The 13,914-nt window shown below is 56.9% G+C and carries 13 protein-coding genes, 1 other RNA gene and 1 pseudogene; 7 read left to right on the plus strand and 8 right to left on the minus strand.

Features of this window, described 5'->3' with window-relative positions; genetic code table 11:
* Positions 1-22: 22 nt before the first annotated feature.
* Entirely contained in the window at positions 23-940 is a 918-nt protein-coding gene (locus Y887_RS07165; protein ID WP_046963686.1) for a hypothetical protein, read from the minus strand.
* A 447-nt stretch (positions 941-1,387) separates the two neighbouring features.
* On the opposite strand from Y887_RS07165, the gene Y887_RS07170 reads away from it, so the two are divergent.
* The 4 genes from Y887_RS07170 to Y887_RS07185 all read left to right on the plus strand — a co-directional run bounded on the left by Y887_RS07170 (position 1,388) and on the right by Y887_RS07185 (position 4,565).
* Positions 1,388-1,738: a hypothetical protein gene (locus Y887_RS07170; RefSeq protein ID WP_146093436.1), complete on the plus strand. Its 351-nt coding sequence runs from the start codon at positions 1,388-1,390 to the stop codon at positions 1,736-1,738.
* Positions 1,739-1,962: 224 nt separating this feature from the next.
* Positions 1,963-2,235, plus strand: coding sequence for a BPSL0761 family protein (locus Y887_RS18765; RefSeq protein WP_084725955.1), 273 nt, complete (start codon positions 1,963-1,965; stop codon positions 2,233-2,235).
* Between the two features lie 553 nt (positions 2,236-2,788).
* Positions 2,789-3,322 carry an ImmA/IrrE family metallo-endopeptidase gene (locus tag Y887_RS07180; protein ID WP_084725956.1) on the plus strand — a complete coding sequence of 178 codons (534 nt, stop codon included), beginning with the start codon at positions 2,789-2,791 and terminating at the stop codon, positions 3,320-3,322.
* 67 nt (positions 3,323-3,389) lie between these two features.
* Positions 3,390-4,565 carry a hypothetical protein gene (locus Y887_RS07185; RefSeq protein WP_146093437.1) on the plus strand — a complete coding sequence of 392 codons (1,176 nt, stop codon included), beginning with the start codon at positions 3,390-3,392 and terminating at the stop codon, positions 4,563-4,565.
* Between the two features lie 18 nt (positions 4,566-4,583).
* On the opposite strand, the gene Y887_RS07190 is transcribed toward Y887_RS07185, so the two are convergent.
* On the minus strand, positions 4,584-5,750 hold the full coding sequence (locus Y887_RS07190; protein ID WP_104612329.1) for a hypothetical protein: 1,167 nt from the start codon (positions 5,748-5,750) through the stop codon (positions 4,584-4,586).
* Between the two features lie 669 nt (positions 5,751-6,419).
* Between Y887_RS07190 and Y887_RS07195 the strand changes: the two genes are divergently transcribed.
* Both Y887_RS07195 and Y887_RS07200 read left to right on the plus strand, forming a co-directional pair.
* Positions 6,420-6,872 carry a hypothetical protein gene (locus Y887_RS07195; protein WP_046963691.1) on the plus strand — a complete coding sequence of 151 codons (453 nt, stop codon included), beginning with the start codon at positions 6,420-6,422 and terminating at the stop codon, positions 6,870-6,872.
* A 178-nt stretch (positions 6,873-7,050) separates the two neighbouring features.
* Positions 7,051-7,353: a hypothetical protein gene (locus tag Y887_RS07200; RefSeq protein ID WP_046963692.1), complete on the plus strand. Its 303-nt coding sequence runs from the start codon at positions 7,051-7,053 to the stop codon at positions 7,351-7,353.
* 347 nt (positions 7,354-7,700) lie between these two features.
* Here Y887_RS07200 and Y887_RS20170 read toward each other — a convergent pair whose 3' ends face one another.
* From Y887_RS20170 to ubiK, 6 genes and pseudogenes are all read right to left on the minus strand, one after another.
* The gene (locus Y887_RS20170) at positions 7,701-8,144 is read right to left on the minus strand and encodes a hypothetical protein (RefSeq protein WP_146093438.1); all 444 of its coding nucleotides are present in this window, start codon (positions 8,142-8,144) and stop codon (positions 7,701-7,703) included.
* Complete coding sequence (locus Y887_RS18260) at positions 8,134-10,113, minus strand: hypothetical protein (protein WP_146093439.1); 1,980 nt, start codon at positions 10,111-10,113, stop codon at positions 8,134-8,136. Before Y887_RS18260 ends, Y887_RS20170 begins: the two co-directional genes overlap by 11 nt.
* Complete coding sequence (locus Y887_RS07210) at positions 10,094-11,794, minus strand: hypothetical protein (RefSeq protein ID WP_046963693.1); 1,701 nt, start codon at positions 11,792-11,794, stop codon at positions 10,094-10,096. The genes Y887_RS18260 and Y887_RS07210 overlap by 20 nt, the downstream gene beginning before the upstream one ends.
* Complete coding sequence (locus Y887_RS07215; RefSeq protein WP_162199155.1) at positions 11,791-12,660, minus strand: site-specific integrase; 870 nt, start codon at positions 12,658-12,660, stop codon at positions 11,791-11,793. The genes Y887_RS07210 and Y887_RS07215 overlap by 4 nt, the downstream gene beginning before the upstream one ends.
* A gap of 463 nt (positions 12,661-13,123) precedes the next feature.
* Positions 13,124-13,360 (minus strand): annotated as a pseudogene (locus tag Y887_RS18770) (magnesium chelatase domain-containing protein); the annotation flags it as partial.
* 15 nt (positions 13,361-13,375) lie between these two features.
* On the minus strand, positions 13,376-13,660 hold the full coding sequence (gene ubiK / locus Y887_RS07220; RefSeq protein WP_046963695.1) for a ubiquinone biosynthesis accessory factor UbiK: 285 nt from the start codon (positions 13,658-13,660) through the stop codon (positions 13,376-13,378).
* Between the two features lie 162 nt (positions 13,661-13,822).
* On the opposite strand from ubiK, the gene Y887_RS18775 reads away from it, so the two are divergent.
* A non-coding RNA gene (locus Y887_RS18775) (sX9 sRNA) lies at positions 13,823-13,896 on the plus strand.
* Positions 13,897-13,914: the final 18 nt, after the last annotated feature.

Raw genomic sequence — 13,914 nt, forward strand, 5'->3', positions numbered from 1 at the left:
AGTGAAGCAGAAAAGAATTGTCTTAGTCAAGCGCGTACCGCGCTACCCAGTGAGTTCCCGGCAAGGGGAACAGTGCAGGAGGTCGCCGCTGGTCGGTTATCGCGTAGCCGTTGGCCCCCGGAGCAAGGGTCAAGCGCAGCTCGGGAACCCGTAGCGACACTTCCGGATCCACCCGGCGCAGGACCTTGAGAGTGCTCTGGGTAATACCGCAGCCCGCCTCGCTACCGTGCCGGGACGCACCTTTATTGACCGCATATAGGAGCAAGTCCTCATCGGACATTGCGGCTAGGGCCGGCCGGTCGATTGCCAAGGCCGGTCGCAGCGTGGCGAGTACGCCTGCGCCCGCATCCGATACAACGACCTCGACCATGCGCCGGACTCCAGCGGTCGGCGCGTACACTTGAAGCGCCACGAGCCCGGGCCGGGTAGATTGGCTGTGCAACCGAATGTTGTCTATCAATTCGGCAAAGAAGGTGAAGGCGGTGGCCCCCAACGCTTCGCGGTGCTCGGGCAACACACATGCCGCTACGCGATCGGCCAATTTGCTTGGTAATGCGGCATCCCGCGCGCCGGATACGGCCACCGCCACCAATTCGACCAGATGGGGATGGTCACCGCGACGATCATCAAACTGTCCGATGGGCCCGACACGTCGGAAAGCGATGCCGGGACCAAGTAAACCGAAAAAACCGATCCGGTCGAGGTAGCTCCCCAAACCCCAAGTCGACAGGCCATGCACGCTCACCGTAGTGCCGTTCGCTTCCAGCGCTTGCAGGAAGCTCAGCAGACGCACACATGCGCCGATGCTCAAGCGAGTGTCCTGGCCCAGATGTAATTCGATCGCAGCATCGGCAGGACGTCCGGCGAGCTGGCGGGAAAGCTGTCCGTCGAGCTGCTGTGCATCCAGCCATCCGCCCGGCACCGTGAGACGATGGATCATGAGGGCGCGACTGCCATTGATGTCATCCTTGGAACTCCTTTGCCATTCGCCGGTACGGCTCAGGGTAGCTTATGGCCCGCTCGATAGGAGCCATCTCGGCGGGACAGGACTTCGTGACCCGGTACCATCAGCGCCATGCCGATTTTTCCTGCTATCGATGAGTTCCTTTTGCAACGCAAGCCTGGGGGCTGTGATTGCGCGGGCATGAGACGTGCTCCTGGAGCGCTATGATCACCTGCTGCGCGTTGACGCCAACCAACGGTCGCTGACCCATCGTTTTGGTATTTACCTGCAGCAGTTGCTGCCAGATTGGCACAGACTGCGAATGCAGCCGAAAATGCGTGGAGCCCAAGCGCATCGTGTTGGATGGGCGGCTGGTCGCTGACACCGACACCGACAAGCGCCCGGGCAGAGATCGAAACTCCCGTGAGCACCGAGTGCGAGCGCGTGACTGCGATCGAAACGCAACGCCAACAGGCGGTTGCTGCTGCTCAAGTCGCCGAGGCTGCCTCAGCCGACGACCTCGCTGTTCAGGTGGGGGCGCTGCTGCAGCGACTGGAGGAATTTGGCGGGCGACGAGACGCCCTGGAAGCGCAGTTGCAAAGCGCACAATCCCGCTTTGAGCAGGATCGAAGCGCGGCTGCGGCCAAACGTGAGACGTTGCAGACGCACCTGCGCCAAGTCGAAGACCGGGCCTATACCGGGATCGATCGGCTGCGCCAGGAAGCCAAGGCGCACAACTCCCAACTGGCTGCGCAGTCTCGCGAGCACGCCACAGCAGTGGGCGAAGCCGATTAAGCCAGGCGTCCGGCCGAGTGAGCGCAGCATAACGTCGAGCGCGAGAGCGCCGCAGCGCAAGCTCGGGTCCAAGTGCTCGCAAAACTACGCGCGGCCTACCATTGAGAAAGAGGCTATTATTGCCATGCGCCGGGTGGCCAAGCGATAGGCCGGGCCCTGGCCGCTGGCACGCGGGCGGGGCTGAGCGCTACGCTAACAATTCCTAAGCTTTGGCGAGCAGTTACATGACCCTGCCTGACGAGCGCACTCGCAACCTACTGCAAGCTGGAGCGTTTCTCAAGGAACTGGCCGGCAATCAAGCCGTACCCAAGTCCGTGCGCGAGGAAGCCTATCGGCTGTTGCGTCACTACCCGACACTCAGTGATGTGGAAGCCATCGCCCAGCATGAGGAGCGGTTGCGGGATCTCACCCAGTCGGCGTTTGTGCGGCCATATCTGACTTCGCAGTTCGAGCAGGATTGGTTCCGCAGTTACCCCAAAGGTCCTCATCGGATTTGAGCTACAGGATGTATCAAACCATGCCTTGGAGAAGTGGATGCCTGAGCAGCAGCGACCTGGAAGCCAGGCTGGTCCACCAACCAGAGCTAGACCGGCTTGGGGTCGCCAATGCGCTCGTCGTCTCCGTGAATTGTTCGCATGCCAGAGTGCGGGACCGGAAAAGTAGATGTCCATTAGTGCGTTCCCGGAACGAGAGGCACCCGGGACTGCGTTAAATAGGCACTCAGAGTGCGTCGTCAAAAAGTGCCAGGCGGGATGTACTGCTTCCCCTCCTCCGCTCGTCCGTTCAGAATTCTAGGGTTCAGCCAATGCTATGGGCAGTCCTGCCAACCGTTGAGTGACACCAAATGCTTCTCACATAGGCTCCGGCGTGGACTAGGAAATTGTTGGCGGGCCTTGTGCGGCGGGCACCTCTCTCAATTGCCCCCTTCCTCCCCCTGCTGTGGACCTTCTGCCCGGTTTGTGGGTTGGTCGCAGCCCCTGCGACACTGGGGTGCTTCACTTGCTATCAAAGCTGGGTGATACAATTTTCCTTAACTGATGGGGGACGATCATGGCGATCAATTGGCAAGCACCGAAGGCATTGGAATGGGCTCGTGTAGACGTGTCCGCCCTTGCCATGGATGCGGCAAAGCAACTCGGCTTTGAGCCCGGTGCTTCTATCGAACCGATCGTGCAGAAGCTGGGCGGTGAGATCGTCTATGGCGAACTTATAGATGGCAATTCAGACTCCGGCTCCATCAGCATTGAGCCGGGCAAGTTCACTATCAACATTCCGCTCAACACCAGCATTTTGAGGGATCGTTTCACCATTGCTCATGAGCTCGGCCACTACGTGCTCCACTACCTGGTGGCGAACCGACACCTTCCCGAGGGTAAGAAGATCACTCACTTGCGTGCTCAGCGCTATGGCAGTGATCAAATTGAGTTCGAGGCGAACTGGTTCGCCGCGGCATTTCTGATGCCCAGCGACAAGTTCGCTGAGGTCTATCAGCAGGTCGATGGTGATCTGCTCAAAGTGGCTGAGTTCTTCAGCGTGTCGACCAGCGCCGCCAGCGTCAGGGCCAAGTCGCTAAGTTTGGCCTGAAATGCCCGGCGGGCAATTGGCGAGCGTTGAAGTGCGAGAATCGCTCAAGCCCAAGCTGAGACTGTTCATGAGCGCCGACATCGTCGGCTCTACCGCCTTCAAGCAGAGATCGGACTTAGCCGCGAAAACGTGGTTCGGTATGGTGAGCACCTTTTATAGCAGCTCCCAAACTGCCTTTAGCGAGAAGTGGGAGCTTGCTCTGAAGGAGCATCGCAATTCGGGCAGCTCTTTGTCACTCAGCCCTGAAGCGCCCGAGTTGTGGAAAACCATCGGGGATGAGGTCCTTTTCACTAAGGAGATCACCCATGCTCATGAAGCGTTGATCTGCATGCGCGTCTGGTTGGACGTCCTGCGTAGCGTGCGAGATGGCCTTGCGAAGTCAAACCTCTTGGAGCTGAAGGCCTCGGCATGGCTTGCGGATTTTCCAATTCGCAATAGGGCGATCTTTCTCAAGACTAATATCCCCCACTTGCCCCCAAGTCCCGGGACGACGTCCAAAGCAGCAGATGCCACCAATTCAGCTCCCATATCCATCTTGGACAGCGGAAACCCCGACTGGAACAACGATCAGCTGTTCGATGATTTCAAGCGCGGCAACGCCTCCATTAACCAGGACTTCATCGGTCAGTCAATTGATACCGGCTTCCGTGTCAGCACGCAGTCAAGCGTTCGCAAACTAGCTCTCTCCGTTGAACTTGCACACATGTTGAGCATGGTTTGCGCGCTGATTGAAAAAAATAAGCTGGAGATCCCCATGTTGGCCGACGACAAATTCCAGTTCTACTTCGAGGGGCGGCAGGCACTTAAGGGAGTGATGGGCGGTATCCCATATCCGCTCATTTGGCTGGATGCTGAGCCAGAGCGCGTCATCCACGCTGCTGAGGACGCGCTCATGCAGAGGCCGAAGCCTGACTCATCGCTGATCCACGAGTTCACCTCAGCAATGATCGAGGAATTTCCCGATCGGTTCTGCACGATGCTGGAGTTCCACGGTGGTAAGCCTTTGGGATACGAGGCCTATGAGAAGAAGGTCACAGCAGCGATCGTAGAGCTGGAGATCGAGTTCAAGGACCTGGATCGAGCCATGACGGCCGATAAGCGAGGTGGACCGCGTACTGAGCAAGGCGAGCGCCAGCACACCGAGGATCTAACCTCACTCTTCCAGGATCCGCTGGCCCATGTTGCTCGCACTCCACCGCCCACCTCCAGCCCAGAAGAAGTAGTGCAACCCGGAGATGAGTAGGACTTTGGCTAGGCGGCTTTAAATCCCTGGCGGGTGACACCATGGTAGGTTGCTGGAGATGGGTCCTCGAGCAGTCCACTCTTCACCAAGAGCAATAATCTTTGGGCACGTCAGCGGCTCAACATAACGTTTTTCTTTTACCTGCACGATGATTGTTGTGGGCATTGCCGGTTCCTGAGCCTTCCTTGGACTGAGCGAGGAGTACAAGAGAGCCACGGAGCCAGACAGTGCCAGTGCCCACAGGCCAAACACCACGAATTTGAATTTTGGCTCTCCGCTCTTGATTCGATTCCATTCCGGCTTGAGAACCAGATTGCCGAGCAGCGTTGAGCAATCAATCGCCTTCTTGATCTCCTCGTAGCGTGCCTTTCCACCGACCACGTGGTACTCACCTAGTAGTTTCCCAACTAGGTCCTCAAGTTGGTCAACAAGAAGCACAGCGGCTCCAGATGGATCGCCATTTTTGCTGGCGTCGTAGGCCGTGGCCGCCTTGTCTTGGTCGACTACTCCGCAGCTGGACACAATCGACTGCCACACACTGGCCGCTTTTGCACGATGGTTTGTGCCTTCACCAAGCGCCCTTGTACCCCACGCTGTCTCGTTGAAGTTCATATGTAGCAACACAGTCCGGTGAGCCTTACGCAGCGTGTTCCAGTGGCTCGTCAGTTCCTGCTCCAAGTCGAGAATTTCCTCCGCAGAGAGCAAGCCTTCTTCCTCCGACTCTTCAGCCAAGGCTCCTGCAGCCACATCACTGCCAGACGAGTGATCTGGTTCGACCACCGATGGCTGCGCAGTAGCGGGAGAGGCTACTTCGGGCGGGGAGGCCTTAGACACAGTCACCACTACCTGGACCAGACTGCCAGTAAGAAGCGTGGTGTGGCTCCCTGCTCCTACCGAGTTGGACGACGTCGTACCCGCTGCCGGCGCAATTGTCGCACCGCCTGCGGCACTCCTGGCGTCAGTGCGATTGGCTTTGGCGAACTGAGCGTGCTTCGCCCGGATCCTGATACGGCCAGCGATCACGTAGGCCTCGCCCAGCATCTCTGACAGCGCGGCCCTGTAGCTGTTGATCCAGTCCTTCCGGAAATCAGAAATCTTGGACTCTTTGTCCGCTATAAGTTTAGCAACGGCCAGCACGGCCGCGATCAACGCTGCGCTGATGGCAACAAGTTCACGTCCTTCCATGGGTGTTCCTCAGACCTATGTCGTTGGCTACCTACCGTAGACAGCCGTTCCTAGTGGATATCGGCCGAGGTCAGGCAAGCTTTATGCCCTGGTCTCCACCTAACACAGTTGCTGCGGCTGGGTTGGCTGTGCACCCATCGCCTGGGTATTCCGGAAGTTGACGCTCCGCAGCCGAGGTCCTTCTTACTTGATCGCACACGCAGGAAAGCCTTCTCCATCTAACGTCCGCTCCTGGCCGGAATCGGCTATCGACTAAGCGAAATTTCTTTCCAAGTCTGCTATTAGCTGTGATGTCTGTCGCAATCACAACAGCACAAAGACTCAGGTAGAGCAGCTAAGCTGCAAGTCATCGATTTTGGATGCAATTACATGCAGCGCAGAATCCGAGGCATGCTTGAGTGTAGTGCGCCCATGTGCCGCCGGCGATCAGTTCGCCTGGAGCATGGGTTCGCAACAATAGGCCTACCTGCTATAAGCCCGCGTTAGGTGCGAAACGTGGCATTATCTTACTTAGGGCCGTAGATTTGATGGCTCTGTTATAAGGGCCACTCAAGATCGCAATGAATCCGCCGACTCTTCTATGTGTTGGTGTATGAAGTTGGGAGGGCTTGGTGGTAACTGGTGGCGGCGGAAATCTGACGCCTGTTCGTATGATCGGAGAAAAATGCTATGGAGTGGGTCTCGCTGGTTACTTTGATTGCAAGTGTCCTATCGTCGATAGCGGCGACACTTGCTGCGTATGGCGCCATTACCGGCGCAAAGGCATGGAAGGCGTCGGTACGGTACGAGCGGCGCTGTGATGCCGTTACTGCCTGGGTGGGCGGAGCAGCGACATTTCGGGGCCGGTTGAAGTTTATTTATGGCGGAAATCTGACTTGGCCGGAAGACAAGGATGAAATCGAGTATCTTTCGGCGCACTTTTGGGCTTGGGTCGCTCTCTGGCCAAGCGTGAATGCTTCTTTGACAGGTGAAGCGAAAGTGCACGCCCAGCGCCTTTGGACAGCTGTATTCGATGAATACAGAGAAGTCATGTCGGGCACAGCATTGGATCGCCTTGAGGCCGCGGTGGAGGCTGTGTACAACAGCGAGCTTTTGCATGATCTGTACAAGAACCCACATTGAAAAAATAGCGAGCAATAAATTTAGATTTCCCACGAAGTAGCCGGGTCTTTCTGAGTTCAATGTGTCCAGATTCAATCAGCTGCAATCTTGGGTTGTAGGGGTGCAGCAAAAAATACTAATTAAGGCGAAGATTAGGGATGAAGCGTGCCATCACTATTGCTTTTTACGAGGATTATGAGTGAGTAGGATTACTAATTTTTCAGTATGGCTCAATCAGACACAACTGGACGACCACGAAGACGTCTACGACCTGTACAAGGCCATCGAGGGTGCTGAAGAGGTTGGGCTTTACAAGTGCACCGCGTTGGCCGACCAGACCAGGTGGTTGGTTAGAGCGAAGTGCGTTGAAGACACGCTGATGCTTGTGTCTATCGAAGCTCGATCAGCCTTTCTAAGGGAAATTGAGCGCAGATCCACGGGTGGGGAAATGGATATTGAGTCATGGTATGGATACATGTGTGCAATGAGTAAGGACGATTGAGCTCCGTTTATTTTCAATACTTTATTGCTACATCGCTGTTTAAATGGCTCTGAAGCGCCTGGGATTCTGGTAGGTTCAAAATCTTGAGAAGATAGATCCACGAAAAAGACGATTTATTGAGCGTAAGTGCGAGAGCGGGCGGTTCAGCTGGTTCGAGAGCATCAGGGCTAGTAAACCTCGCAGTGGCGACGATCTCGAAGTTGCCGAGAATGCTTGGAACGGCGACTCAACTTCTCGCCGAATAGTGATTGAAGGCTTGGGACCTCATCAAGACTTTGGCATTGACAGATAAGTCGGCAACCGTGTCCGCTCAGCGCACCGTATGGCCAGCTTCAAATGGATTGACGTCAGCGGAGTAGTCGTTTGTCCGGGTCGTTTTTCGCAGTCCCTTCCAGCTGGAGCACTCGTTGCGCGAGTTCAAGCATGTGGGCATCCGCCAGAACCAGCGCTGACATCGCGGCGTCTCTTTGCAGGGTAACCTGACGTAGTTGATCTTTGAGGCTGTCGCACTTCGGACAGACCTGCGCATTCCGTGGGGGACTTGGAACGGACGGCTCTCCTCCATTATCCTCGTGCTTCAATGCGAATGCCTGGATTTCCGCCACTAAGGTGGGAAAGCGGGATTTTTTTAGGGCGCTCGGATCGCACCCCGCCTCGCGCGCCACATTGTTCTGCGTGGGCTTGCTACCTGGCTCAAGCAAACGGGGGCATCCATCGCGTAAACGATGGAACGCATCCCGAAAGCGGGCCTCGGCAGTCGTCGCCGTAACTTCAAATCTCTTAGGTGCCATCGATCAACTCCAGCGAAAGTTCCAGACTGCGGACCTGTGAGGCAATCTGGCTGCGGCGACCCTCATCGATCCCGTAATTCGAGTGCTCTGAGCGTTTATGCTCCAGTAGTCGCTCTAAGACCTGCCGACGCTCGCGATCCACCATCGCATCTGGACAGCCTTTCGATCCGTTCTCACCCATACAAGGCCCGATGTCGTCGTACCCGCCTGAGGGGCACGAAGTGGCCTTGACACACACACCTAGTAGCGTCCTGCGGAAGACTGGCGTTTGCTTGCGGTTCCCGCTTAGATGCTGGGCCGCACCGGTGAGAGTGCGGAACTTATGCTCCTGCCCGTAAGGTGAGACAAACCGGTCCTCGAACAGTTTGGAGGAGGCCCGTGCTATCGACTCGAGCGCCTCCTTGAGGTACTCCGCCTGCATGTCACGGCTGATGGCCTTGGACGAATAGCCCCGGCCGTAATAGATAGACATCGACCGACTCAGATGCTTCAACTGGTACTGGAGGCTGGCATCGCTGACGATTCCGGAAGCCGACATGTTTACCGCCGTGGTACGGCGTATTTGGTGCCAAGCTAGCGGCCAAAGCGCGCCGAGAGTGTATCGCCGTGGGTCTAGCGAGGGCGTAACGCGGCGCGCGTCATCTAGGTCGCCCGGTCGAATCCTCAGCTCCTCCGGATCAAACAGCTGCGGAAACTGGATTTGCCAGTTCCCATAGGCGCTGATAGGCGCCCGGATATCCGCGTTCTCGGGCCGCCGATCCTTGACTGCCGCCCAAGGCTCGGCACACCAAGTGAAAAGCAGTCGATTGTCCTCCCTCGCATCAGACGGGTGAGGTGAATGGCTGCTCCGCACGGCATGGACTACTTCGAGCACCTCCAGCGCTTTTTGGACGTCCCGGCAAGTGATCCAGAAAGATTCATCTTCGTTGAGAGTCTTGGTCGTCTTGCCCCTAATAAAGTAAACCTTACCCAGGATGTCATCTGCTTCGGCGATGAGACAATTTTGCCGCAGGGAGAACACCTCACCGATCCGCATGCCGGTCAAATTCGCAATAAAGGCGCTCGCGCAGAAATTCGCCAGCGAAAACATCGAACCGAATGATGTCAGCTTAATGCCTTCTTTCCGGCCACGCCACGTCTCCATGAACTCGAGTAGTCCATGTTCGGCAAGGAAATCGACCATTGAGCCGAGGTACTTTGCGCCAGGATATCGCTCACAACTGCGGAGAAAAGGCGAGTAGAGAGTCTTATCCAGATTGTTGCTGGCCAACGCGAACGCCTTGTTGGCCAAGTAGGCCTCGCATGCCTTTCGGTAAGCAACGATGAGTTTATCTTTGTGCTGCAGGAATTCAGTCAGGTATTTGTTCAACCGACCGAGCTGGTACGACCATATGCGGGGCGGTATGTAGGCAGTCTGCCTGCGCTTATGATCGGGCAAGCTCCTCGAAAAAATCCTCATCGCATTTTTGTCGAAGACGATAAAACCGATACGATCGGAAAACGTGAGAAGTGCTTGAAGCTCTACCAACAGCATGTCGACATGCGACCCCCGAAGTTGCTTTGCGAACTGTTGAATTTCGCCGGGCAACTCGCTAAACCTCTTCAGATCAATTCCCTTGCGCGTGGCGAATCTGACCAGAAGGTTGAAGCGAGAGTAGTACGTGTGCAGCGACGAAGCCTTCATGACACGTCGCTCGCCGAAAAGCCACCATGCGACGATCTCCTTAAACGTCTGAATGTTCATCCGCTCGATGCCGGGGTACTGTGTCGACACGGATGTAAAATTGAGCCGGCAGCTCTTGCCGGCCGCTTCGGAAAAGTCCCAAGTCTGGTCTTTGAAGCGGCTTACCACATCCCCCCGGGCGTCGAATGACATCGGCGTACTGGGCGCCGGCGGCCATGCGGACAGGGCGACCGGCGAACGCTGGTCGTTGGAATGAAGCAGTAGCTTATAGGTCAGTCGTGTCATGGTAGGACTCTGCTGCGTTGATGATGTCAGACCAGCGCGGGTGGAAATCACCTTCAATGGCCCGGTCCTCCGCCTCCTGCACGAGCTTCGAACCTTCCACGTGCTGTAGGCACATCTGCTTGAGCTTCTCGGAGAGGACGGTAATCACGATTTCTGGCGTGGTGGGCTCGGACGACTTTTCCCGGGTAGGGGGGTAGGCGGCGAGTTCAAGCGACTTGAGGTAGCGGTAGCTGACTAAAGACCAGGCATAATCGAGTGACATCTCGTCTCGATGGTCGAGGCAGAACAGGCAGCCGGCAACCGATCTGCAGTCGGGAACTGGCTGGCCTGGGCGTGCCGGCATGGGCTGCGGGGACCCACTGCAGCTGCCGGTCCCAGCCGACATCAGCGGCGAACCCACATGGTTCCAGAAGCCCGTAACCTCAGTGGCTGCTCGCTGGTGATTAGGCCTTTGGTAGCTCATCAGCACACCAACAGAATGCTGTGCTACTGCTGCAGTGAGAACAAAGTCGTCACTGCGACGTAAAAAATAGTTAACGCGAGTGCAGCGCAGTTCTCTTGCGCCGATGTAGGCGATCCCTGCTTGCTGGCACAGACGCCGCAGGCCATTGGAATGGTGTTCTTGGCGTGGTGGATCACCGGGGCGGATGGCGAAGGGGAACAGGCGCGGATCGTCTGCCTCTGCGATGCAGGTGCGCCATTTGAGGTACCGCTCGAAGTGCCGTCTGTAGGCCTTAAATACCTCGAAGGCAACCTCACCACCTCTTCGGTCCTTGTAGATTCCTTTGACCAAGTATCCGCCATCACGAGTCCGATATCGGAATCGTCCAACGCTTAGAGTGAACGCTTGTGCCAGGTTCATTCCCGTTTGCGCAAGGAAAATCGCCAGCTCGGCTTCGATCCTGAGATTCACGAGCGTCCTACGCGCGGCAAGTGACCCCGCAGCAAGCGTTCGAATGCGGTGCTGGTCAGGCTGCCATTCGTGTTCGGGATGACCCTTCGAAGCATGTGTGGCACGTAATGCGTCGTCGGAAGGTATGCCGGACCACAGCTCCAGCGTTTTATCGACGAAGCCGAACTTGAGTGGCAAAGGCCCTGTAATGTTCTCTGTCGAAAGCAGACTTGAAATTGAAGACACAAGTTCGCCAAAAAGAAAGGTCTTCGCCAGATTCTGTGTGTCGACCCGGCCGCTGTTCGCCCTTGGAGAGGGGCTAATCAGCCGAGCGGGAATGCGGAAGCGGTCAACGCTGATGTCGGTAATCTCTGAGAGCATTCTCGAGAGCCGTGATGCAATCGAATAGTGATATTTCGGATGCTTATTACTGCGTCGGTCCTCTGACCAGTCAATAAAAATATCGACGATATTCATCGCGGTGGGATCTAGACCGTGCTCGTCGCAGTAAACGTAGAAATTCCTTAGTACTTGATAATTGCTGACGAAAGATCGATGAGAAGGACTTTCGTCGAACTGGGCCTTAGCATAGTCCCTTAGCGCAAGTACCAAGGAAAGACGCGCCGCTCGAAAGCTACGGACCTGGCTAATTTTCTTCAGCATCTTGTCGGCAGTTTGTTTACGCATGCTACTCATGCCGTGACATAGAAATACGCGGTAGTCCCAGGCGGTGTCGCCAAAACGATCTGTTTTGACCGAAAGCTCAGGAAGATCGGCAATCTTGGTCATTGGTGGGGAGCCATCACAGCCTCATTCAAGAACGCACGCGAAAAGTCGTTTCCGATCTCTGCTTTTAATTTTTCGTCTTCGACGAACCGGATATAGCGTAGGGAGGTTGCCTCGTGGGCATGCAGCAGCAGGTCCTTGACAATGGATATTGCGTTTAGACGGAGCCCTGAGCGCAACGCCGTCTCGGCCACCTCCGTAGCAAAGGTGGCGCGGGTCTGGTGGAAATGGAAGCCGGCTAAATCAATGCCTGCTTTCGCCGCGTCGCGCCGCAGTCGTGACATAAGCACACTGACCGTAGCGCCATGGCCGGGCGACTTGGCCGCATATGATCTCCCCGCACTGGTCAGGAACACCTGATCGCGATCGTTCGGAGAGGCTAGGCTTACGCGTTTTAGCCGCCTCGGCGATTCGACGTAACCCAGAAGTTCATTGAACAATGTTGCTGGTACGATCACCTGACCGGTGACGCCGAACTTCGTGTGGACCTGTGGCGTAGCACCGGGACCGATTGTTAGGTGCACAAAGCCGTTCAACTTTGAATCGCGGGCAGCGTTGGTAAGTGTGCCAACTCGAAGATCGCAGATAGATCCGATACGCATGCCAGTGAAGAAGCCGCAGGCAAGCATTAAGAACAGCTCAAACGGAGCGTACGAGCGAGCCACCTCCAGTATCTGAGTACGCAAGGTGGCGCTTACCGGGAGCACGCCGCCTTCGAGGCGGTATCCCGGTGGGCGCTTGTTCTTAATCGCAAGCGAACTGGTCGTCACATTGATCGAGCGATGTAAGCCAAAGTCGCTCGTAATCCGCACACCGAGTGTTCGGTCTTCCCAAAGCGGCCACTTTGTGGAGATCAACTGTTCGTCCATGAGCCATCTGTACAGTGCGATTACTACCCTCATTCGATGGGTCACGGTGCTCGCCGCGAGCTTGCCTACGATTCTCTGATTGAGCAGGTGCCGTCGGTATCGATTGAGAACGCGATCCTCCTTGCGTGGCGGAAAGTGGTGCCATGAAAGGCTTTCCTCCTCTACCCACTTGGCATAGGCCTCCACAAGTTGGGCATCTTTCCTTAGTGTTTCTGCCTCAAGGCCGGCGTTTCGACGAGAAAGGAGCCACAAGTTAGCCTCCCGCCATGGCGCTCCATCGCCCCAGACAAGTTGAGGAAGTCCCAACCTGTGGGTCCCGGACACGACTCCTGAAGACAAACTTTCGTGAGGACCAAATGAGATCGCTACAACTTGAGCCATCGGGGTTCCGACTGAGATCTAGATGGGATGTCCGTCCATCATGAGTGTAATGGAGCGCATCCATGCCATGATGTTGCAGGTAGCCGCCATCCTTGGGCAGATCCGCCGGCGCCAGATTGATGGTGATCCGCCGGGCCGGGAATTCGAACTGTGCGCAGAGCAGGGCGGCACGGACACGTTCGCGCGATTCGCGCACCGCCGCCTCGGGCAGGCCCACGATCTGGGTGGAGGGAAGGCCGCCGGAGAGATGCACTTCCACCCGAACTTCAGGTGCGTGCACCCCCACGCGGGCACGGCTGTGCACCAGCGCCAGACTCATGATGGAAGGCTCGGGTCAGGGAGTGTCGGAACCGGGCACCGCACTGGGCGATGCGCCGGATGCGCGCGTTTCCAGCGCGGCGACGGCCTGCTCCAGCGCGTCGAGTTTTTCGCGCGTGCGCAAGAGCACCGCGCGCTGCACATCGAATTCTTCGCGGGTGACCAGGTCCAGCTTGCCCAAGCCGGCCTGCAATGCGCCCTTGAAGGTGCTTTGCAGCTCCTCGCGCGATTGGCGCAGACCCGGCGGCACCAGGTCGCTGAGGCGGCGGGCGAGGTCGTCGAGCTGATTGAAATCGATCATGGTGTTCTCCGCAGGTCCGTAGGAAGCCTAGTGCAGGCCGTCACTCACGGGACATCGGCAAGGCAGTCGGCAGGCGGTAAGGATAGTCCCATTCGGCTGGTGGGCCGAGGTGACAGCGGCCAAGAGCAGCTACCAAAACTACTGTGCAGCCGCCAGGCGGGCGCGGCCGGTGCTCGGNNCGGTTCCTGCGCGCCGTCCGCACCCACCTGGCGACTGCTCGCTACGTTTTGTGAGCCGCTCTAAGCAGGGGTGAG

This window comes from Xanthomonas pisi DSM 18956, assembly GCF_001010415.1.
GTDB lineage: Bacteria > Pseudomonadota > Gammaproteobacteria > Xanthomonadales > Xanthomonadaceae > Xanthomonas > Xanthomonas pisi.